The following is a 20,177-nucleotide window of genomic DNA, read 5'->3' on the forward strand; positions in this document are numbered from 1 at the left end:
GAAGTGCTCCTCCGAGGGAGTGTTGCAACATGCGCAATGAAGGTTTCGCTGTGCACAACACATCGGAGGCTAGGGACTGCATGAACACGACCACAAGAGGTCTCAACCACTCTGTGACCGGCAGAAGCGTCCCGCGCAACGCCCGGACAGCACAAAAGCCTCCAGGGCACGCAAAACGCACCCTGGAGGCCTTGGCCGCGCGGGCCGGGCGCTACTTGTCGCCCTTGCCCTTGTCGTCGTCGCCGGAGCCCATGGACTCGTAGATCTCCTTGCACATGGGACACACGGGGTACTTCTTCGGGTCGCGGCCCGGCACCCACACCTTGCCGCACAGCGCCACGACGGGGGTGCCGTCGAGGGCGCTCGCCATGATCTTGTCCTTCTGGACGTAATGGGCGAAGCGCTCGTGGTCACCGTCACCGTGCGAGGTCTGCGGCGTCGGCTCTACGAGGGTCCCCGTACCAGTCCCGCGCTCGGGCTCGAGAGTGCTCATAGGCCCAAGGGTACTGAAGCTCACACGCATCAGTTGAGCGAAGGGTCGTCCGGATACGTCGCCACCATCGCCAGCTCGCCCCGCTGGCGGCGCAGGACCTCGCGCCAGAGCCGCTCGGGGCACGGGGACGAGACATCGCCGGGCTCCGACTCCACGACGTACCACGCGCCGTCCACCAGCTCGTCCTCCAGCTGGCCGGGGCCCCAGCCGGCGTATCCGGCGAAGATCCGCAGGGAGCCGAGGGCGGAGGCCAGCAGCTGCGGCGGGGCCTCCAGATCGACCAGGCCGATCGCGCCGTGCACCCGGCGCCAGCCCAGCGGACCGGGCTCCCCGGACGCGCCGCCGGGGACGACCGCGACGCCGAGGGCCGAGTCCAGCGAGACCGGACCGCCCTGGAAGACGACGCCGGGCTCGCCCGCGAGGTCCCCCCAGCCCTCCAGGATGTCGTTCACATCCACCGGGGTGGGGCGATTGAGGACGACATCGAGGGAGCCCTCCTCGTCGTGGTCGAGGAGCAGCACCACCGCGCGGTCGAAGTTCGGGTCCGCCAGGGCGGGGGTGGCCACGAGCAACCGCCCTGTGAGCGAGGACACCTCGGTCATGCCAGACATGATCCCGCATCTTCCCTCCGCGTGGGGAGGCATTGCGGGGACGCGAGGGAACGCAGCTCAGGGCACACCGATGCGCCGGGCGCGCACGAAAGAGACCGTGACCCCATGTGCCCGGCACGGAACGGTTCGTGTTGTGACAGAGCTATGACGTGTCTGGGTCTGACTCAGGCTTACAGAAGGGGGGTGGTGGGCGATTACCCTTTCCCTTCTGGCCCCTGCCCGACTCCACGGAACGCGAGATTCATGACCGTCAACGACGATGTCCTGCTTGTCCACGGCGGAACCCCGCTGGAGGGCGAGATCCGTGTCCGCGGTGCGAAGAACCTCGTACCGAAGGCCATGGTGGCAGCGCTGCTGGGCAGCGCTCCGAGCCGGCTGCGCAATGTTCCGGACATCCGTGACGTACGGGTCGTGCGGGGTCTGCTGCAGCTCCACGGTGTGACGGTCCGTCCGGGGGACGAACCCGGCGAACTGGTGATGGATCCGACGCGCGTGGAGAGCGCCAACGTCGCTGACATCGATGCCCACGCCGGTTCGAGCCGCATCCCGATCCTGTTCTGCGGTCCACTGCTGCACCGCCTCGGTCACGCCTTCATCCCCGGCCTCGGCGGCTGCGACATCGGCGGCCGGCCCATCGACTTCCACTTCGACGTGCTGCGGCAGTTCGGCGCGACCATCGAGAAGCGGGCCGACGGGCAGTACCTGGAGGCGCCGCAGCGGCTGCGCGGTACGAAGATCCGGCTGCCGTACCCGTCCGTCGGCGCGACCGAGCAGGTGCTGCTGACGGCGGTCCTCGCGGAGGGCGTCACGGAGCTGTCCAACGCGGCCGTCGAGCCGGAGATCGAGGACCTGATCTGCGTTCTGCAGAAAATGGGCGCGATCATCGCGATGGACACCGACCGGACGATCCGCATCACCGGTGTGGACAAGCTCGGCGGGTACACCCACCACGCCCTGTCGGACCGGCTGGAGGCCGCGTCCTGGGCGTCGGCGGCACTGGCGACCGAGGGCAACGTCTACGTCCGCGGCGCGCAGCAGCGCTCGATGATGACGTTCCTGAACACCTACCGGAAGGTGGGCGGGGCCTTCGAGATCGACGACGAGGGCATCCGCTTCTGGCACCCCGGCGGCCAGCTCAAGTCCATCGCGCTGGAGACGGACGTCCACCCCGGCTTCCAGACCGACTGGCAGCAGCCGCTGGTGGTGGCCCTGACCCAGGCCACGGGCCTGTCCATCGTCCACGAGACGGTCTACGAGTCCCGCCTGGGCTTCACCTCCGCGCTGAACCAGATGGGCGCGCACATCCAGCTCTACCGCGAGTGCCTGGGCGGCTCCGACTGCCGCTTCGGCCAGCGCAACTTCCTCCACTCGGCCGTCGTCTCGGGCCCGACCAAGCTCCAGGGCGCGGACCTGGTCATCCCCGACCTCCGCGGCGGCTTCTCGTACCTCATCGCGGCCCTCGCGGCCCAGGGCACCTCCCGGGTCCACGGCATCGGCCTCATCAACCGCGGCTACGAGAACTTCATGGAGAAGCTGATGGAGCTGGGCGCGAAGGTCGAGCTCCCGGGCAAGGCACTGGGCTGACCTCACGCGGGCCCGTCGCGCGTACAGCGCTCGGCTGCCCGGCTGGGGGTCCGGGGGTCATCCCCCGGGCAAGCACAGCATGGAGAAGCTGATGGAGCTCGGCGCGAAGGTCGAGCTCCCCGGCAAGGCGCTGGGATAGCTGGGCGAACGCCGAAACGCCGAGGGGCGGCCACCTGGATCCAGGTGGCCGCCCCTCGGCGTTCATGCGGCTCTCAATGGACAACGCGCCGTGGGACGCGCCCCCAAAGGGGCGCGGGGAACTGCGCGACCAGCCACTGGCGGCCCGCAGATACCCACGGCGCTTGTACGGAGCGCTTACTTGCCCTTGGCGGATTCCTTGAGCTTCGAGCCCGCGGAGACCTTCACGCTGTAGCCGGCCGGGATCTGGATGGGCTCGCCGGTCTGCGGGTTGCGGGCGGTGCGAGCGGCACGGTGGGTGCGCTCGAAGGTCAGGAAGCCGGGGATCGTGACCTTCTCGTCGCCCTTGGAGACGATGTCGCCGACGACCTCGGCGAACGCGGCCAGCACGGCGTCGGCGTCCTTGCGGGTCACCTCGGCGCGGTCGGCCAGCGCGGCCACCAGCTCACTGCGGTTCATGTTGTTACTCCCGTGTTCATCTTGCCGTTGAGGCGTCAGATCGAAGCCGATGCTGCCAGGGTCCTCCGTGAGTCCCCGGACCGGGTCCGTCGTCAGACCCTCGCGCCCAGAGACGCATCCTGCCCCTACCTGCGGCGGGAAAGCCAATCCGGCACCCGCACGAGTCGTGAGTACACCCTTCAGGAGTCACACGAAACGAGGGCCTGAGCCTGACGGCCACGATAGGGCTCCGCTGCTCACAGAGGTCCTGCGACGCGCCGTTCCCCGCGCTGCCGTGGGGATACTCACAGTCAGAGGGCGGACGCCCCCGCCGCCTTGGCGGCCTCCCGCACGGCCCCGGCGACCGCGCCCGCGACCTTGTCGTTGAAGACGCTCGGGATGATGTAGTTCGGGTTGATCTCGTCCTCGGTCACCACGTCCGCGAGGGCGGTCGCGGCGGCCAGCATCATCTCGGTGTTGACCGTGCGGGACTGGGCGTCCAGCAGACCGCGGAAGACACCCGGGAAGACCAGCACGTTGTTGATCTGGTTCGGGAAGTCGGAGCGGCCCGTCGCGACAACGGCCGCGGTCTGGCGGGCGATTGCCGGGTCGACCTCGGGGTCCGGGTTCGCAAGCGCGAACACGATGGCACCGTCGGCCATGGCGGCCACGTCGTCGCCGTCGAGGACGTTGGGAGCCGAGACGCCGATGAAGACGTCGGCGCCGCGCACGGCCTCCTTCAGCGTGCCGGTGAGGCCCTCGGGGTTGGTGTTGTCGGCGATCCAGCGCAGCGCGGAGTCCGGGGCGGCGTCCACCAGGTCCTCGCGGCCGGCGTGCACCACACCGTGGATGTCGGCGACGACGGCGTTCTTGACGCCCGCGGCGATGAGCAGCTTCAGGATGGCCGTACCGGCCGCGCCCGCGCCGGACATGACGACGCGGATGTTCTCGATCGCCTTGCCGGTGACGCGAAGTGCGTTGGTCAGCGCGGCGAGGACGACGATCGCGGTGCCGTGCTGGTCGTCGTGGAAGACGGGGATGTCGAGGGCCTCGCGCAGCCGGGCCTCGATCTCGAAGCAGCGGGGGGCGGAGATGTCCTCGAGGTTGATGCCGGCGAAGCCCGGGGCGATGGCCTTGACGATCTCGACGATCGCGTCGGTGTCCTGGGTGTCGAGGCAGATCGGCCAGGCGTCGATGTCGGCGAAGCGCTTGAAGAGGGCCGCCTTGCCCTCCATGACCGGCATGGCGGCCATCGGGCCGATGTTGCCCAGGCCCAGCACCGCGGAGCCGTCCGTCACGACCGCAACCGTGTTGCGCTTGATGGTGAGGCGGCGGGCGTCCTCGGGGTTCTCGGCGATCGCCATGCAGACGCGGGCCACGCCCGGCGTGTAGACCATGGACAGGTCGTCACGGTTGCGGATGGGGTGCTTCGACGCCATCTCGATCTTGCCGCCGAGGTGCATCAGGAAGGTACGGTCCGAGACCTTGCCCAGGGTGACGCCCTCGATGCCGCGGAGTTCCTCGACGATCTCGTCCGCGTGCGCGGTCGACGAGGCCGCGATGGTGACGTCGATACGGAGCTTCTCGTGACCGGACGCGGTGACGTCGAGGCCGGTCACCGAGCCTCCGGAGGACTCCACGGCGGTGGTGAGCTGCGAGACGGCGGTTCCGCTCGCGGGCACCTCCAGCCGGACCGTCATCGAGTAGGAGACGCTGGGCGCCGTTGCCATGGCCGACTTCCTCTGCTTTCACCTGACGCTGAGTTGTGCCGTCCGATAGTCGCACCTACCGCTGAGTAGCTGGTAGCCGCCTCCGATTGCGAACTTTTTGTTCGCGGAACAGGTCAGCAAAAGAGACCCACGTCACTTGGACGTGGGTCTCTGCGCAAGTCCCCTGTGAAAGCTAGGTGGCACCGACCCGCCATGCTCGCCTCGCGGCAAGTGGTCGCTCGTAGCGACGAAGGTTGGGCCCGGGGGCTTGGATCGAGCCGGTGCCACGTCCAGGCTAACAAACAGATCCCGTAAGGCCATTCCCGTACCGGGAGTTCATTTCGCCGACAAGTGGGTATCCGGGCGCGGTCCGCCGGAGGGCCCGGATCAGTCCCTCAGCAGGTCCGGGACCCCCGCCCCGTCGGGCTCGTCCCGCTCCGCCGAGACGACCGTGAGCTGCTGCGTGGCCCGGGTCAGTGCGACATAGAGCACACGCAGTCCGGCCGGGGACTCGTCGGCGATCTCGGCCGGGGAGACCACGACCGTCGCGTCGTACTCCAGGCCCTTGGCCTCCAGGCTGCCCAGTGCCACGACCCGGTCGCCGAGCCCGGCGAGCCAGCGCCGGGCCTCCGCGCGGCGCTGCATGGCGACGACCACGCCGACCGTGCCGTCGACGCGCTCCAGCAGCCGGGCCGCCTCGTCGCGGACGGTCTCTCCGAGGGTGTCCTCGACGACCGTGAAGCGGGGCTCGACGCCGGTGGAGCGGACCGCTCGCGGGGACTCGGAGCCGGGCATGGCCAGGGCCAGCACCTTCGAGGCCAGCTCGGCGATCTCGGCCGGGTTGCGGTAGTTCACGGTGAGCTGGAAGCGGCGGCGCGGGCGGGTGCCGAGGGCCTCGTCGCGGGCCTGGGCGGCCTCGTCCGGGTCGGACCAGGAGGACTGGGCCGGGTCGCCGACGACCGTCCAGGTGGCGTGCCGGCCGCGGCGGCCGACCATGCGCCACTGCATCGGGGTGAGGTCCTGCGCCTCGTCGACGATGACGTGCGCGTACTCGGTGCGCTCCTGGGCGAGTCGCTCGGCCCGCTCGCGCTGGGACTCCTCGCGCACCGGCATCAGCTCGTCCAGGCCGGTGAGCTGGTCCAGCGGGTCGAGCTCGCGCTTCTTCCGGGGGCGGGCGGGAGCTCCGAGGATGGCCTGGAGCTCGTCGAGCAGGGCGATGTCGTGCACGGAGCGGCCGTCGCGCTTGAGGGAGCGGGCGACCTTGCGGACCTCGCCGGGGTTGAGGATCCGCCGGGCCCAGCGGCCGAGGCGCCGCTCGTCGCTCATGGCGTCCAGGACGGCCGCCGGGGTCAGCTCCGGCCACCAGGCGTCGAGGAAGGCGATGAAGGCGTCCTCGGAGGTGATGTCCTCGTCGAAGGAGGAGCGCAGCTCGGCGGCCAGTTCCGGATCGCTGTGGCGGCCGGCCGAGCCGGACTGCTCCCACAGGGCGTCCAGGAGCAGCTTGCGGGCGCGCGGGCGCAGCAGGTTGACGGGGGCGGTGCCCCCGAGGACGGCGCGGCGGATGCCCTCCAGTTCCTGAGCCTCCAGCTCCAGTCGGCGGCCGAAGGCGACCACACGCAGCCGGGTCGGCGTGTCGTTCATCTCCAGGGCGCCGCGGGCGGCCTTCCGCAGCACCTTGAGCATGCGGTACGAGCCCTTGGCGCGGGCCACGGACGGGGCGTCGTAGAGCGCGGCCTCGCTGCCCTCGACGAGTGAGCCGATGGCGCGGATCGCGACCTGGCCCTCCTCGCCGAGGGAGGGGAGTACGCCCTCGGTGTAGGCGACGAGCAGCGGGGTCGGCGAGACGATCAGGATGCCGCCCGCGTACCGCCGCCGGTCCTGGTAGAGGAGGTAGGCCGCGCGGTGCAGGGCCACGGCGGTCTTTCCGGTGCCCGGGCCGCCCTCGACGTAGGTCACGGAGGCGGCGGGGGCGCGGATGACCAGGTCCTGTTCGGCCTGGATGGAGGCGACGATGTCGCGCATGGTGTGGCTGCGGGCCTGACCGAGCGCGGCCATCAGGGCGCCGTCGCCGATGACGGGCAGCTGGTGGCCGTCGAGGAAGGCCGTCAGCTCGGGGCGCATCAGGTCGTCCTCGACGCCGAGCACCTTGCGGCCCTTGGAGCGGATGACGCGGCGGCGGACGACACGGCCGGGGTCGACCGGGGTGGAGCGGTAGAAGGGGGCGGCGGCCGGGGCCCGCCAGTCGATGACCAGCGGGGCGTAGTCCTGGTCGAGGACGCCGATGCGGCCGATGTGCAGGGTCTCGGCGATGTCGGCGGTGTCGTCCTCACGGACCGCGCCCTCGGCAGGCTCCACCGCCGTGTAGGCGCCGTCGGGGCCCTTCTTGCCGTCCTTGCCGGTCAGCAGGTCGATACGACCGAAGAGGAAGTCTTCGAACTCGTTGTTGAGCCGATTGAGGTGGACGCCCGCCCGGAAGACCTGCGCGTCCCGCTCGGCGAGCGCGCCGGGCGTGCCGACCTGGCCGCGCTGGGCCGCGTCGTTCATGAGGAACTCGGCCTCGTGGATCTTCTCCTCGAGGCGTCGGTACACCCGGTCGAGGTGTTCCTGTTCGACGCTGATCTCGCGGTCTCTCAAGGAGTCTTCGAGCGCGGCTTCCTGCTGAGCCTGAGCGGCCACCGGGCCCCCTTCTGACGTGCATGGCAGCCGTCTACCGTACGCGAAGGGGACCCCGAAAGGCTACGCGTCGACCTCGACCAGACGCTTGCCGTCGAAGGTCACGATCTCGAAGTGGTCGATCTCGTTCGGCTGGAAGGCGGCGCCGCCCTGGACGTACAGCGGCTCCTTGGCCTTCTCCGTCGTGGCGTCCGGGATGCCGTAGCCCCAGTTCGGGACGGACCAGGACGAGAGGGTCTCGCGCTCGCCGTTCTTCCCGACCGCGACGAGGGCGCACTTCAGCGGGCCCTTGAGGTTCTTCGCCTCCAGGACCATGCCGGTGCCCCAGTCCTTCTTCTGGAGGGCGACCGTAGCGGTGACCTTGGTGGTCGGGTCGGTGGCCGTGATCTTGTCGGAGATGCCGTTGAAGGCTTCCTTTGCCGGGCTCGCGGCGAGGGGCCGGTTCTCCGCTCCTCCGCCGTCGTCGCCGCCGTTCGCCGCGACCGCGACGAAGGGACCGCCGACGATCAGCGCGGCGGACGCGGCCACCATGTAGAAGCTGCGGCGGCGCTTCTGGGCGCGGCGCTCGGCGACCTCGTCGACGAGCCTCTCCACCACGCGCGGCCGGGGCTTCGCGGACAACGACTCGCCGATCGCGGGTGTGCCGGATCCGGGCAGGTCGGCGAGAGCGGCGAGCATCGGCTCCATGCCGGCCAGCTCGTCGAGCTGCTGGGCGCACCACTCACAGCCCGCGAGGTGGGCTTCGAAAGCGGTTGCTTCGGCGTCGTCGAGGATGCCGAGGGCGTAGGCGCCGACGGTCTCGTGCTCGTTCGGCACCGGGGATTCCTGCATGGGTCCTGACATACCCATGCCTCCCGTACCGAACCCTTGGTTACCCCCGTAAACACTCATCACGCCGTCACCCCCCGCTCCTCCAGTGCCAGCTTCATCGAACGCAGGGCGTAGAACACCCTCGAGCGGACCGTTCCGCTGGGTATGCCCAGGGTCTCGGCCGCCTCATTGACGGTACGCCCCTTGAAGTACGTCTCGACGAGCACCTCCCGGTGGGCGGGGGTCAGGTCGTCGAGTGCGTCCGACAGAGTCATCAGCCACAGCGCCTTGTCGATCTCGTCCTCCGCGGGGATGACCTCCAGCGGCGACGGGTCGACCTCCTGCGGCCGGGCCTGCCGGCTGCGGTGGCCGTCGATGACGATGCGCCGGGCGACCGTCACCAGCCAGGGGCGTACCGATCCGGTCGCCCGATTGAGCTGACCGGCGTTCTTCCAGGCACGGATGAGGGTTTCCTGCACGACGTCCTCGGCGCGCTGCCGGTCTCCGGCGACCAGTCGCAGGACATACGCGAGCAGGGGTCCGGCGTGCTCTCTGTACAGAGCACGCATCAGCTCCTCGTCGGGTTCCGAGGGCTGGGACATGCGATGTCGGGCCCTCGGTGCACGTTCATTGGCCACGACGGAATCCTTGCGCACGCCCACCTCCGGTGTCCGGGGGTTCCCCCAGTCGGTCGCTCCACATGCCGTACGGAGATGAGCGGTTGGGCGTTCAACGAGACGTGACAGATTTCTTCGAGATGACGTGACGAGCTGGACATGGGGTCACATTCCCACCCCGCGATCTTCACATTTCTGCCACATGAGCAAGATCAAGTCTGGCTTTCCCTACGGTGGCGTAGGTAAACGGTATGTAATCGAAATCACTTCGACAGTGCGTTCACAGAAGTGGCATTTAGGGCACGGGAATTGAGTGCAGTTGCCACGCAACTGCCTTGCCGTGATGGGCAAAAGGGATTTAAGCGCGTGCGAGTGCCGCGCGGCGGCGATGGCGGGCGACCCGTTCGCGGTTCCCGCAGACCTCACTGGAGCACCAACGCCTCCTGCGCCCCCGGGAGGTGTCGAGGTACACGATGGGGCAGTTGTCGCCCTCGCACTGGCGCAGCGCCGCGCGGGCGACGGGGTCCGTGAGCAGGTCCACGGCGTCCCGGGCGACGGCCGCGAGCAGGGCGGCGCAGTCGGGCGGGCCGTCCAACCGCCGTATGAGCTCGCCGTCTCCGTCGCGTACGGCGCGCGGGGCAGGGGGCGCGGGAGTGGCCAGGTCGTTGACGCGCGCGAGCGCGAAGTCGTACGCGCGGGCCCGGGGCGCCGACCAGCCGCGCACCAACCTCCCGATCTGGTCGCGCAGTTCGCGGAAGGCGGCCGGCCAGGTGGCGTCGGCGTGGGCCAGGAGGGTGTCCGCCGGGACGAGACCGGAGCCTGTGATCCAGGCGCACAGCACGGCCACGGAGTCGAGCCGCTCCTCCGGATGCGTGGTGGAGAGCAGATCCAGGCAGATCCGCCCGGCATCGAACCGCAGCTCGTACGGGGCCGTGGCCGTACCCAATGCCATGTGCCTGTCACCGCCTAGGGGTTCACCCCGGTCGCGAGAGGGCCGGTGAGATGCCAGTGAGAGGGCTGGGAAACCGTTCCCTCATACAGTGCCTGCCCCATCCCCCGCCGGAAACCCCTCGGCACGGGCCTGACACGGCTGGGCGTCCCGCCGGGTGAGCGTTCCGGCCAGGGGCCGGCGCCCGGGGCCGTACGACGGGGTTTCGAGGAGGCGCGTTCTGAGGAGCACGGGAATCTGCACGCCCTGAGGAGCACGGGGAACTGCACGCCCCAAGGGGCGCGGGGAACTGCGCGACCAGCCACGACGCGCCCGCACCCGAAGGCCGGGGTGGTGCCTCCCAGCCCTGTAGGCCCGCGCGATGCCGTCGTCGTCCAGGCCCTCACGTCCCGCCCGCGGCGCGGGCCCGCACGGCCCCGCGCGGCCTCACGCGTCCGCGTACTTCGTCTCCGCTGCCGGGTCCAGGGCCAGCCGGTAGCCCCGCTTGACCACCGTCTGGATCAGTTTCGGGGCGCCGAGGGCCGTGCGGAGGCGGGCCATGGCCGTCTCGACGGCGTGTTCGTCGCGGCCGGCTCCGGGCAGGGCGCGCAGCAGGTCGGCGCGGGCGACGACCCAGCCGGGACGGCGGGACAGGGCGCGCAGGAGGGCCATACCAGCGGGCGGTACGGGCTTGAGGTCACCGTCGACCAGGACGGCGTGGCCGCGGATCTCCACCCGGTGCCCGGCGATCGGCAGCGAGCGCGCTCGCGCGGGCAGCTCCTGGCAGAGGAGCTGGACGAGCGGGCCGAGCCGGAAGCGCTCGGGCTGGACCGTGTCGATGCCGTGGCCCTGCAGCGGCACCGCGGTGACCGGGCCGACACAGGCCGGCAGGACGTCATGGCCGAGTGCCGCCAGCACCTCGGGCAGCAGTCCGCGTTCCTCCGCACGGGAGAGGAGGGAGGCCGCGGCGGGAGCACTGGTGAAGGTCAGCGCGTCGACGCCGCGGGACACCGTCGCGTCCAGGAGACGGTCGACCGGCCCGATGTCCTCCGGCGGCATCCACCGGTAGACGGGCACCCCGACCACCTCGGCGCCGCCCGCCCGCAGCGACTCCACGAACCCGGGCAGCGGCTCCCCGTGCAGCTGGATCGCGATCCGCAGACCGTCGACGCCCTCCTCCAGCAGCCGGTCGAGCACCTCGGCCATGGACTCCGACGACGGAGACCACTCCTCCGTGAGACCGGCGGCCCGGACCGCGCCCTTGACCTTGGGCCCGCGCGCCATGATCCGTACGCCGCCCAGCCGCACCAGCAGATCCTCGCCCAGACCCCAGCCGTCCGCGGCCTCGACCCAGCCCCGGAAACCAATCGCGGTCGTCGCCACGACGATGTCCGGCACCTGGTGGATGATCTCCTTCGTCGCGGCCAGCAGCTCGCTGTCGTCGGCGAGCGGCACGATCCGCAGGGCGGGGGCATGCAGGACGGTGGCGCCGCGCCGCTGGAGCAGCGTGCCCAGCTCCTCGGCCCGGCGCGCGGCCGTGACGCCCACAGTGAATCCCGCCAGTGGGCCGTGTTCCGGTCGCTGTTGTTCCTCGTGCATGCTCTCGTCCCGCATTCGAGTCGTCGTACTCCATGGGTTCGGCGTACGTGTATGCCGAACGAGCCTGTCAACGGCTCGTGACAGGCCCGGATCGGCATGATGTCGGCGGTGTTACGTCACACCTTGGCGTAGCTGAGCTGCGGCTTCGCCTCCGAGGTCGCCGTGCTGACGGGTACCCGCGGAGCCGTACGTCGAAGGTATACGGCCCAGGTGATCCCGAAGCAGACCACGTAGAAGGCGAGGAAGGCGACGAACGCGCCGGTGCCGGAACCATAGGAGAGGAAGGACTGGCGGAAGGCGAGGTTGATGCCGACACCGCCGAGCGCGCCCACCGCGCCGATGAGTCCCATCGAGGCGCCGGAGAGCCTGCGCCCGTATGCCGCGGCCTCTTCCCCCTCCAGCCCCTTGGCCAGGGCCTTGTTCTGGAAGATGCCCGGGATCATCTTGAACGTCGAGCCGTTGCCGAGCCCGCTGAGCACGAACAGCACCACGAACGCCCCGGTGAACAGCGCCAGCGACTTCTCCATGGAGGCGCCGATCAGGACCGCCGTCGCGACGCCCATGGCGACGTAGTTCCAGAGGCTGATCCTCGCGCCGCCGTACCGGTCGGCGAGCCAGCCGCCGACGGGCCTGATCAGGGAGCCGAGCAGCGGGCCGAGGAAGGTGACGTACGCGGCCTGCAGCGGCGTACGGCCGAACTGGCTCGTCAGGACCTGGCCGAAGGCGAAGCTGTAGCCGATGAAGGAGCCGAAGGTGCCGATGTAGAGGACGGACATGATCCACGTGTGGCCGTCCCGCGCGGCGTCCTTGGCGGCGCCGGTGTCGTTCTTGACGTTCTCCAGGTTGTCCATGAACAGCGCGGCCATGACGGCGGCCACGACGATCAGCGGGATGTAGATCCCCAGCAGCACCCTCGGGCCGCCCCCGGCACCGATGATCGCCAGCGCGACCAGCTGCGCCACGGGGACGCCGATGTTGCCGCCGCCCGCGTTGAGGCCGAGGGCCCAGCCCTTCTTCCGCAGCGGGAAGAAGGCGTTGATGTTGGTCATGGAGGATGCGAAGTTGCCGCCGCCGATGCCGGCGAGCAGGCCGACGAGCAGGAAGGTGGAGAAGGAGGTGCCCGGCTCCATCACGGCGAACGCGGCGACGGTCGGGATCAGCAGCAGGCCTGCGGAGATGATCGTCCAGTTCCGGCCGCCGAAGATCGCTACGGCGAAGGTGTAGGGGACGCGGACGACCGCGCCGACCAGCGTGACCATCGAGGTCAGCATGAACTTGTCGGCGGGGGTCAGGCCGTACTCCGGGCCCATGAAGAGCACCATCACGGACCACAGGGTCCAGATCGAGAAGCCGATGTGCTCGGACAGCACGGAGAAGTAGAGGTTGCGGCGGGCGACCTTCTCGCCGGTTTCCTTCCAGAAGGTCTCGTTTTCCGGATCCCAGTGCCGGATCCAGCGTCCGCCCCTGCTCGGGGGTGCGGGTGCCGTGCCAGGGCCTGTCATGACGCCTCCACTTGCTCCGGGACTCGGTCTTACTACGAGTGGCTGATCCCGAAGGTAGGGAGGGCGCGTTTCGTGACTGTGCCATCGAGTGACCTCGAGGGAACTTTGCTCTCACCCCGAGCCTGGGCGGGATGAGAGGTTCGGTGGCTTGTGTCAGCGTTGCGGGTGCTGCCAGTGGGGGTTCTGCCCGGGGTGGGGCGGCTGCTGCGGCGCATAGGGGCCGGGCTGCTGCTGCGGCGGATAGGGCGCGGCAGGGGGCTGAGCCCCGTACGGCCCGGGCGCGGGCTGAGGCGGGTAGGGGCCCTGGGCGGGCTGGGCGTACGGGCCTGGTGCGGGCTGGGCGTACGGCCCTGGTGCCGGCGCCTGCCCCGGCTGCTGATGTCCGTAACCCACGGGCGCCGGCCCCGGCTGCTGATGTCCGTAACCCGCGGGCGCCTGCCCGGGCACAGCCGGCCCGGGCACTCCACCGCCCTGCCCCGGCGCACCGCCGTAAGGCCCACCGCCGTACGGCCCACCGCCGTACGGCCCACCGCCGTACGGCCCACCGCCGAACGGGTTGCCATGCCCGGGCGGCTGCGCCCCCGGCGGGAGGTACCGCATCCGGCCGTTCTCGTCCGTCACCGGCATGAAGCCGGCCGCCTGCAGCCGGGCGGCGAACTTCGCGTTGCGCTTGCGGGTGACCAGGAGGCCGATGCCGAAGATCGCCATGAAGAGCAGCCAGATCCCGCCCGCGGCGATGAAGGCGGAGGCATCCCCGCCGGAGCGGAGGGCGAGGATCACACAGCCGACGGTGAGGCCGAGGGCCGCGTAGCCCATGCGCTTCTCGGCGCTCTTGCCGGTGAGGTCGAAGTTGATCCGGGCCTTGAGGAGCTCGAAGGCGTCGGGCACGAGCGGCGGGAGGGAGACGCCGTCGGCGGCGTTCGGATACTGCGCCCAGTTCTGCGCGGCCCGGCCCCGGGCGTGCGGGCTGGGGTCGGGCAGGATGAGCATCGTGAGCGCGCCGTTGCGGCCGCTGCTCTGCCGTACGTCCGCGTACTCGTAGCCGAACTGCTGGGCGACGAAGGCCAGCCGGGCGAGTTTCTTCACGGACGCCATCGGACTGGTGAGCTCGACCGGCTCTCCGCTCGCCATCAGCCGCAGCATCTTCTGTGTCTGCCGCTTGCTCATCCCACCGCTCCCCCGGTCACTCACCGATCGCATTCGTTCACATGCGCAACTCGGGCAGTTTTCCATACCGGAGAGCCCCGGGGGAAAGGGGCGTCAGCCGCCGGGCGCCGCTCGCCTCCGGCTCCCGCGAGCCCTCACCCGGGGCTCACGCGTCGGCCACAACCGGGGCCGCTGTTTCGCCGCCAGGTCCTCCACCCAGCCGAACGCCAGGACACAGCCGCCGAGCAGGATCCAGACCAGGACCAGCACCGGCCAGACGCTCTCCAGCAGCCCGGGCACGTTCTGCTCCAGCACGGGGAAGCCCCACAGCCGGTCCCACAGGGTCGCGGCGATCAGGATGCAGGTGTTGTGCCACAGATAGATCGTCACGGCCCGGGAGTTGAGCAGGGTGATCGGCCCGGCCCAGCGGCGCAGCCTGGGCGGCCACTCGGACCAGGACGGGCTGATGTGCAGCAACAGGAACACGGTGCCGAAGGACCACAGGGCCTGGGCCAGGGGCATGCTGTCCAGGTCGTTGCCCGGTCCGAAGTCGTGGTGCAGGGCGTACCAGAGGCCGGCCAGGGCGATCACGGGTGCCACGGAAGGGACGACGTAGCGCGGCAGCCGCTTGAGGATGCCCTCCTGGTGGGCCATGCCGAGGATCCAGCAGGCGCCGAAGGTGGAGAAGTCGGTGAGCGCCGAGGGGAACCGCTCGCCGGGCAGGGTGAGGTAGCCGGACTCCAGGGCGACCGCCAGGGCGATCGGCGCCAGGAGCGTGACGACCGGGAGGGCGCGCAGGGCCTTCAGGAGCAGCGGGGACAGCAGGACGAACCAGAGGTAGGCGCGGATGTACCAGAGCGGGCCGGCGAGTTCGGCGGCCCAGTCCTCGCCGATGAAGCCGTGGATGCCGGGCAGTCCCTCGGCGTACGGCGGGTCGCTGAGCGGGACAATCCAGAAGGTGAGGTGGAGCCACCACCAGCCGGGGTGGCCGTCGTCGCCCGGCCCCCAGCTCTGGAGGACCATGCCGGTGACGCCGACGACGCCCAGCAGCCACAGCGGAGGCAGCAGCCGCCGCAGCCGGCCGCGGATCACCTGGACGGGCGGGCGCTTGAGCGAGCGGGCCATGAGGTTGCCGGCGAGGGCGAACATCACGCCCATCGACGGGAACACCAGCGGCAGCCAGGCCCAGCCCGTCAGGTGGTACAGCACGACACGGAACAGGGCGAGGGCGCGCAGCAGGTCGAAGTACCGGTCGCGGACGGGGCCGGTGGAGCCGGTCCGTTCCTTCTCCGGGGCGGCGGCCACGACTTCGGGGTGCGTGGTCATCAGGCCTGCCTCCCGCCCACGGGCTGCTGGGGCGTGCCGCTGCCGGGCCCTGGCAGGCCCACCGCGCCCGTGCGCCGCAGCTTCTGCCAGCGCAGCCGGCCGCCGGTGAGGGCGGTGATCCAGGACTGGAGCAGCACGACGTACATGAGCTGGCGGTAGAGGAGCTGCTGGAGCGGGAGCGAGAGCAGATGGGTCATGCGTTCCTTGTCGAGGTGGAACGCGTAGGCCGCGCACACCCCCTGCACCGCGAGGACGCCCAGCCAGGCGCCGATGGTCTTCTCCGTCGGGCCGAACACCAGCCCGTACAGCAGGAACACGTCGATGAGCGGGGCCAGCAGCGGCGCCACGACCATGAACATCGACACCAGGGGCATGCCCACCCGGCCGAAACGGCCCGAGGGTCCCTTCTCGACGATGGAGCGGCGGTGCTTCCAGATCGCCTGCATCGTGCCGTACGACCAGCGGTAGCGCTGGGACCACAGTTGCTGGACGGACTCCGGGGCCTCGGTCCAGGCGACGGCCTTCTCCGCGTACACCACGTGCCAGCCGTCGCGGTGCATGGCCATGGTGATGTCGGTGTCCTCGGCGAGCGTGTCGTCGCTCATGCCGCCGACGCGTTCCAGCGCGCTGCGCCGGAACGCCCCGACCGCGCCGGGGATGGTCGGCATGCAGCGCAGCACGTCGTACATGCGCCGGTCGAGGTTGAAGCCCATCACGTACTCGATGTGCTGCCAGGCGCCGATCAGCGAGTCCCGGTTGCCGACCTTGGCGTTGCCCGCGACGGCGCCGACCCGCGAGTCGCCGAAGGGCTGCACGAGTTCACGGACGGTGGTCGGTTCGAAGACCGTGTCGCCGTCCATCATCACGATGAGGTCGTACTTGGCGTTGGCGATGCCCCGGTTGAGCGCGGCGGGCTTGCCCGCGTTGAGCTGGCGCACGACGCGTACGCCGGGCAGGCCGAGGTTCTCGACGATGCGCGCGGTGCCGTCGCTGGAGCCGTCGTCGATGACCAGCACCTCGATGGGGTGGTCGCTCGCGACGAGGGAACGGACCGTCTGCTCGATGCACTTGGCCTCGTTGTAGGCGGGCACGAGGACGGACACCGGTTCCGTGACGGTCTCGCCCCAGCGGAAGCCGCGGCGGCGGACGCGGCGGGCGTGCGCGACGGAGAGGATCAGCATCAGCCCGAGGCGGGCGAAGACGAGCACGCCGACGACGGCGAGACCGGCGACGAGGACGCCGGTCGTCTTCTCGGAGGCCTGGACGAGGAAGACCCACGCGTTGCCCTTCAGCGCGTCGAGCCCGGCGACCGGGGTGTGCGCGCTGGGGGCGTCGAGGGCGGCGGTCAGGGTGTCGAAGCGGTAGCCCTCGTCCTGCAGCCCCGAGATGAACCGGTCGAGCGCGGCCACGGTCTGGGAGCGGTCGCCGCCGGAGTCGTGCATCAGCACGATGGCGCCGTCGCCGTTCTTCGGCGTGGCGTTGCGGATGATCTGGTCGACACCGGGCCTGCGCCAGTCCTGGCTGTCGGTGTCGTTGACGATGGTGATGTAGCCCTTGCTGCCGATGTACTCGGTCACCGGCCAGGACTTGTTGTCCATGAGGTGCGAGTACGACGAGTAGGGCGGGCGGAAGAGCGAGGTGCGGATGCCCGCCGCCCCGGCCAGCGCGAGCTGGCTCTGCGACAGCTCCCAGTCGACCCGGCTCTTGCTCTGCAGCGCGAGGTCCGGGTGGTTGAAGGTGTGCAGCCCGATCTCATGTCCCTCGTCGACCATGCGCTGGACGAGGTCGGGGTAACGGGAGGCCATGGTGCCGGTGATGAAGAAGACGGCGTGGGCGTCGTGCTTCTTCAGCATGTCGAGGACCTTGGGCGTCCACACGGGGTCAGGTCCGTCGTCGAAGGTCAGCACAAGCTCGCGGTCCGGGAGCTCCAGCGCGGTCGGCTTCTCCTCCCGGGTGTCTATGACGGGCCCGCCCTCCAGGATCTCCTTCGGGACCTGGTCGCTCGACGTCGGCGGCCCGACCCGGTGGTCGGCGAGGATCTCGCTGTGCACGTAGCCGCGCAGCATGAGCATCGCCATCAGGGCGACGAGGAGAAGCACGGGCAGCAGCAGGCGCATGGGCAGGCGGCGGCGCCTGGAGCCGCCACGGGCTCGGGACGCGCGCCCGGAACGGCGGGTACGGGATGCCATGGGTGGTGGTACTCCGGGTGGTGCGGGGAGCGGGTGGTACGGGGACAGGTGCGGGCGGACCCCACCGCGGTGCGGCAGCGCCCTGAAGGGGCGCGGGGAACTGCGCGACCGGCCACGAAGGCGCCGCGGACGAACGGCGGCACCTCGCGGCACCTTCAGCGCGGCGCTCAGGCCGCGGGCTGGTCGACCGGGGGCTCGGCCACAGGCTGGTCGGCCACGGGTGACTGCGCGACCGGCTGGGTCGGAGCCGGGCCGTCGGCGACCGTGCCGGTGCCGGTCGTCTCGGTCGGCAGGGGCGTGGGTTCGCCGGGCGGCGACGGCTCGGTCACCGGCGTGCTCGGCGGGTCCGCCGGCTTGCTCGGGGTCGGATCGGTGCCGCCGGTAGCCGGGGTCGGTGCGGTCCGGGTCGCGGTGGGCGAGGGTTTGGCGGTCGTACCGGAACGGCCGGGGGACGCGGGGGCCACGGGGTCCGCGGGGTCGCCGGCGCTCTCGCCGGGCGAGGGCGCCGTGCCTTCCTCGGTCGCCGGCGTACTGCCCGGCGCGGTGGCTCCGGTGCCGTCGGTCGGCGCCGATCGCTCGGGCACCGGCGGGGTGTCGACCTGCCCGGCCGGCGGAGCGTCCTTCTGGCCCGGTACGGGCAGCCAGGGCGCCTGGGAGTTGCCCGACATCAGCGTGGCGACGATGACGACGGCGTAGACCCCGCAGGCCAGCGCGATGGCCATGCCGATCCGGCGGAAGCGGCGGCTGCGGCGGCCGGACTCGTCGACGAAGACGGGCGAGTCGGCGGCCGCGGAGCCGGCTCCGGGGCCTTCCTTGATCTGCCGGAGGAACCCGTCCCCGAGCTGGACGGCGTCCAACTGGACGGTGACCTCGTGCGGGTCGTGGCTGTGCTCGGCCTGGTCCTCGGTGTCTCCGGCCGAGTCGCGGCCGTGCCCGGACGGGACGGCTTCCCCGGGCTCCTCCCAGGGGTCGCGGACGGCGGGCCGGGACCCGGGGTCCGGGACGAACGAGTCGGCCTCGCCCTCGCTCTGCCGGGGGATGCCGCGCAGTATCTCCGTCGCGGCGGGCAGCCGGTGGCCCGTCCCCTGGAGGTCGCTCCCGGCGAAGAGCTGGGTGGCTCTGCGGTCCCGGACTCTGCCGTCCGCGGGGAGTTCACCGGTTACCGACGCGGCCTCGGGCCACTCGGGTTGGGCGTCTTCTCGCCACTTTTTCACGCGCGCACTTCCCCCCACGGGATGGTTCAGGTGCGCTGTCGACCTGAGCACCCGTCGTCGGACCCGGGCCCCCTCGCCCGTCCGAGCGCCCCCCATTACCACACCGTGCTCAGGCGTTGAATGTAGCGCACGCGGAGGTTCCGTGTGGACGGCGTACCGAATCGTGTCAGCCGCGAGACGCCACGCGGACATCGTCCCCGGCCGGAATCCAGGCCCCGGCGGGCCTGTCCAGCCACCCCTCCTCCGCCGTGAGCAGGGCCGCGGCCCGTCGCAGCGCGTCGAACGCGGGGTGGGTCAGGCCCCTGCGCCACACCAGCGACACGGGAGACAGCGGGACGGGATCGACCAGGGGCCGCGACACCATGGACGGCAGCGCGGGGAACCCCACAACGGCCAGGACCGGGTTGCGTGTTCTGGCCATGATCCGCTGGAACTCCTCATCTCCCACGGCCAGCGGCGCGGGTGGCGCGATTTCGATGCCCCGCCCCTCGAACAGCTGCCGCGCGAGGCCGGTCCACTCCGGCGTGCGCGGATTGCCGGCCCCCGCGTAGACGGTCTCGCCGGCCAGCTCGGCGAGCGGCACCGCCGTCAGCGCGGCCAGCCGGTGGTCCTCGGGCAGCACGACCGCCATCGGCTCGTAGCGCACCGGCTGGTGGTCGAGCCCGGCCCGCAGCGCCGGGTCCAGCCCGCCGAACCGTCCGAACGACGCGTCCAGCCGCCCGGCGAGCAGTTCCCCGGAGGCTCCGGTCAGGCCGCTCTCGTAGCGGGCCATGAGCTCTTGCCCAGGGGCGATTTCGCGCGCCCGGTGCAGCACGCGGCGGGGTGTGACCAGGCCCGGGGAGTTGAGGTCCACCAGCAGGGGCCGGGCCTGGTCGAAGGCGGCGAGCAGCTCGTCCTGCGCCAGCAGCACGCGACGGGCGTACGGCAGCAGCCGTTCTCCCTCGGGCGTGAGCGTCACCTGCCGGGTGGTCCGTACGAACAGCTCGGCGCCCAGCTCCCGCTCCAGCCGCCGCACATCCCGGCTGAGTGCCTGCTGCGCCACGTGCAGACGCACCGCGGCGCGGGTGAAGTGGAGTTCCTCGGCGACGATGACGAAGCCACGCAGCAGCCGGGGGTCGAGGTGGGCGGGCATGCGGTGAACCTACAGCGGGGAGCGACGGGACGACGCCGCTCCCCGACCGCGCGATGCCACAGGCCACC

At 70.9% G+C, this 20,177-nt stretch carries 16 protein-coding genes; 1 reads left to right on the top strand and 15 read right to left on the bottom strand.

All coding sequences use genetic code 11. The annotated features are described in order from the left end of the window. Positions 1-211 precede the first annotated feature (211 nt). Both ACIBK5_RS33510 and ACIBK5_RS33515 read right to left on the bottom strand, forming a co-directional pair. A complete protein-coding gene (locus tag ACIBK5_RS33510; protein WP_010039914.1) occupies positions 212-493 on the bottom strand; it encodes a DUF3039 domain-containing protein in 282 nt (93 codons plus the stop codon). A gap of 29 nt (positions 494-522) precedes the next feature. After that, entirely contained in the window at positions 523-1,095 is a 573-nt protein-coding gene (locus tag ACIBK5_RS33515; protein WP_399025523.1) for a YqgE/AlgH family protein, read from the bottom strand. Positions 1,096-1,347: 252 nt separating this feature from the next. Here ACIBK5_RS33515 and murA point away from each other — a divergent pair, with 252 nt between their 5' ends. After that, positions 1,348-2,688 carry a UDP-N-acetylglucosamine 1-carboxyvinyltransferase gene (murA, locus tag ACIBK5_RS33520; RefSeq protein ID WP_399025524.1) on the top strand — a complete coding sequence of 447 codons (1,341 nt, stop codon included), beginning with the start codon at positions 1,348-1,350 and terminating at the stop codon, positions 2,686-2,688. A gap of 315 nt (positions 2,689-3,003) precedes the next feature. Here murA and ACIBK5_RS33525 read toward each other — a convergent pair whose 3' ends face one another. From ACIBK5_RS33525 to ACIBK5_RS33585, 13 genes are all read right to left on the bottom strand, one after another. Further along, positions 3,004-3,285, bottom strand: coding sequence for an HU family DNA-binding protein (locus ACIBK5_RS33525; protein ID WP_215121071.1), 282 nt, complete (start codon positions 3,283-3,285; stop codon positions 3,004-3,006). A gap of 290 nt (positions 3,286-3,575) precedes the next feature. Then, positions 3,576-4,994 carry an NAD-dependent malic enzyme gene (locus tag ACIBK5_RS33530; protein ID WP_399025526.1) on the bottom strand — a complete coding sequence of 473 codons (1,419 nt, stop codon included), beginning with the start codon at positions 4,992-4,994 and terminating at the stop codon, positions 3,576-3,578. 366 nt (positions 4,995-5,360) lie between these two features. After that, a complete protein-coding gene (locus tag ACIBK5_RS33535) occupies positions 5,361-7,649 on the bottom strand; it encodes a HelD family protein (protein ID WP_399025528.1) in 2,289 nt (762 codons plus the stop codon). A gap of 60 nt (positions 7,650-7,709) precedes the next feature. Continuing rightward, complete coding sequence (locus ACIBK5_RS33540) at positions 7,710-8,537, bottom strand: anti-sigma factor family protein (protein WP_399025529.1); 828 nt, start codon at positions 8,535-8,537, stop codon at positions 7,710-7,712. After that, positions 8,537-9,058 carry a sigma-70 family RNA polymerase sigma factor gene (locus tag ACIBK5_RS33545; protein ID WP_010039908.1) on the bottom strand — a complete coding sequence of 174 codons (522 nt, stop codon included), beginning with the start codon at positions 9,056-9,058 and terminating at the stop codon, positions 8,537-8,539. Before ACIBK5_RS33545 ends, ACIBK5_RS33540 begins: the two co-directional genes overlap by 1 nt. Positions 9,059-9,431: 373 nt before the next feature. After that, positions 9,432-10,025, bottom strand: a complete 594-nt coding sequence (locus ACIBK5_RS33550; protein WP_399025531.1) for a CGNR zinc finger domain-containing protein — start codon at positions 10,023-10,025, stop codon at positions 9,432-9,434. Between the two features lie 423 nt (positions 10,026-10,448). After that, positions 10,449-11,600: a uroporphyrinogen-III synthase gene (locus ACIBK5_RS33555; RefSeq protein ID WP_399025643.1), complete on the bottom strand. Its 1,152-nt coding sequence runs from the start codon at positions 11,598-11,600 to the stop codon at positions 10,449-10,451. Between the two features lie 116 nt (positions 11,601-11,716). After that, entirely contained in the window at positions 11,717-13,102 is a 1,386-nt protein-coding gene (locus tag ACIBK5_RS33560) for a nitrate/nitrite transporter (RefSeq protein WP_399025532.1), read from the bottom strand. A gap of 153 nt (positions 13,103-13,255) precedes the next feature. Beyond that, positions 13,256-14,269 carry a hypothetical protein gene (locus ACIBK5_RS33565; RefSeq protein WP_399025534.1) on the bottom strand — a complete coding sequence of 338 codons (1,014 nt, stop codon included), beginning with the start codon at positions 14,267-14,269 and terminating at the stop codon, positions 13,256-13,258. Between the two features lie 93 nt (positions 14,270-14,362). Next, complete coding sequence (locus tag ACIBK5_RS33570) at positions 14,363-15,574, bottom strand: acyltransferase family protein (RefSeq protein WP_399025536.1); 1,212 nt, start codon at positions 15,572-15,574, stop codon at positions 14,363-14,365. After that, on the bottom strand, positions 15,574-17,763 hold the full coding sequence (locus ACIBK5_RS33575; protein ID WP_399025539.1) for a bifunctional polysaccharide deacetylase/glycosyltransferase family 2 protein: 2,190 nt from the start codon (positions 17,761-17,763) through the stop codon (positions 15,574-15,576). The genes ACIBK5_RS33570 and ACIBK5_RS33575 overlap by 1 nt, the downstream gene beginning before the upstream one ends. Before the next feature lie 167 nt (positions 17,764-17,930). Further along, on the bottom strand, positions 17,931-18,977 hold the full coding sequence (locus ACIBK5_RS33580; RefSeq protein WP_399025541.1) for a hypothetical protein: 1,047 nt from the start codon (positions 18,975-18,977) through the stop codon (positions 17,931-17,933). Positions 18,978-19,143: 166 nt separating this feature from the next. Continuing rightward, positions 19,144-20,109, bottom strand: a complete 966-nt coding sequence (locus ACIBK5_RS33585) for a LysR family transcriptional regulator (RefSeq protein ID WP_399025543.1) — start codon at positions 20,107-20,109, stop codon at positions 19,144-19,146. Positions 20,110-20,177: the final 68 nt, after the last annotated feature.

Origin of the sequence: Streptomyces sp. NPDC050546 (assembly GCF_044457425.1) — a bacterium.
Taxonomy (GTDB): Bacteria; Actinomycetota; Actinomycetes; order Streptomycetales; family Streptomycetaceae; genus Streptomyces.

Excerpts from the sequence above, each read along its gene's own strand:
- ACIBK5_RS33510 (WP_010039914.1), bottom strand. The coding sequence starts at position 493 with ATGAGCACTCTCGAGCCCGAGCGCGGGACTGGTACGGGGACCCTCGTA.
- ACIBK5_RS33515 (WP_399025523.1), bottom strand. The coding sequence starts at position 1,095 with ATGACCGAGGTGTCCTCGCTCACAGGGCGGTTGCTCGTGGCCACCCCC.
- murA (WP_399025524.1), top strand. The coding sequence starts at position 1,348 with ATGACCGTCAACGACGATGTCCTGCTTGTCCACGGCGGAACCCCGCTG.
- ACIBK5_RS33525 (WP_215121071.1), bottom strand. The coding sequence starts at position 3,285 with ATGAACCGCAGTGAGCTGGTGGCCGCGCTGGCCGACCGCGCCGAGGTG.
- ACIBK5_RS33530 (WP_399025526.1), bottom strand. The coding sequence starts at position 4,994 with ATGGCAACGGCGCCCAGCGTCTCCTACTCGATGACGGTCCGGCTGGAG.
- ACIBK5_RS33540 (WP_399025529.1), bottom strand. The coding sequence starts at position 8,537 with ATGAGTGTTTACGGGGGTAACCAAGGGTTCGGTACGGGAGGCATGGGT.
- ACIBK5_RS33545 (WP_010039908.1), bottom strand. The coding sequence starts at position 9,058 with ATGTCCCAGCCCTCGGAACCCGACGAGGAGCTGATGCGTGCTCTGTAC.
- ACIBK5_RS33550 (WP_399025531.1), bottom strand. The coding sequence starts at position 10,025 with ATGGCATTGGGTACGGCCACGGCCCCGTACGAGCTGCGGTTCGATGCC.
- ACIBK5_RS33555 (WP_399025643.1), bottom strand. The coding sequence starts at position 11,600 with ATGCACGAGGAACAACAGCGACCGGAACACGGCCCACTGGCGGGATTC.
- ACIBK5_RS33560 (WP_399025532.1), bottom strand. The coding sequence starts at position 13,102 with ATGACAGGCCCTGGCACGGCACCCGCACCCCCGAGCAGGGGCGGACGC.
- ACIBK5_RS33565 (WP_399025534.1), bottom strand. The coding sequence starts at position 14,269 with ATGAGCAAGCGGCAGACACAGAAGATGCTGCGGCTGATGGCGAGCGGA.
- ACIBK5_RS33570 (WP_399025536.1), bottom strand. The coding sequence starts at position 15,574 with ATGACCACGCACCCCGAAGTCGTGGCCGCCGCCCCGGAGAAGGAACGG.
- ACIBK5_RS33575 (WP_399025539.1), bottom strand. The coding sequence starts at position 17,763 with ATGGCATCCCGTACCCGCCGTTCCGGGCGCGCGTCCCGAGCCCGTGGC.
- ACIBK5_RS33585 (WP_399025543.1), bottom strand. The coding sequence starts at position 20,109 with ATGCCCGCCCACCTCGACCCCCGGCTGCTGCGTGGCTTCGTCATCGTC.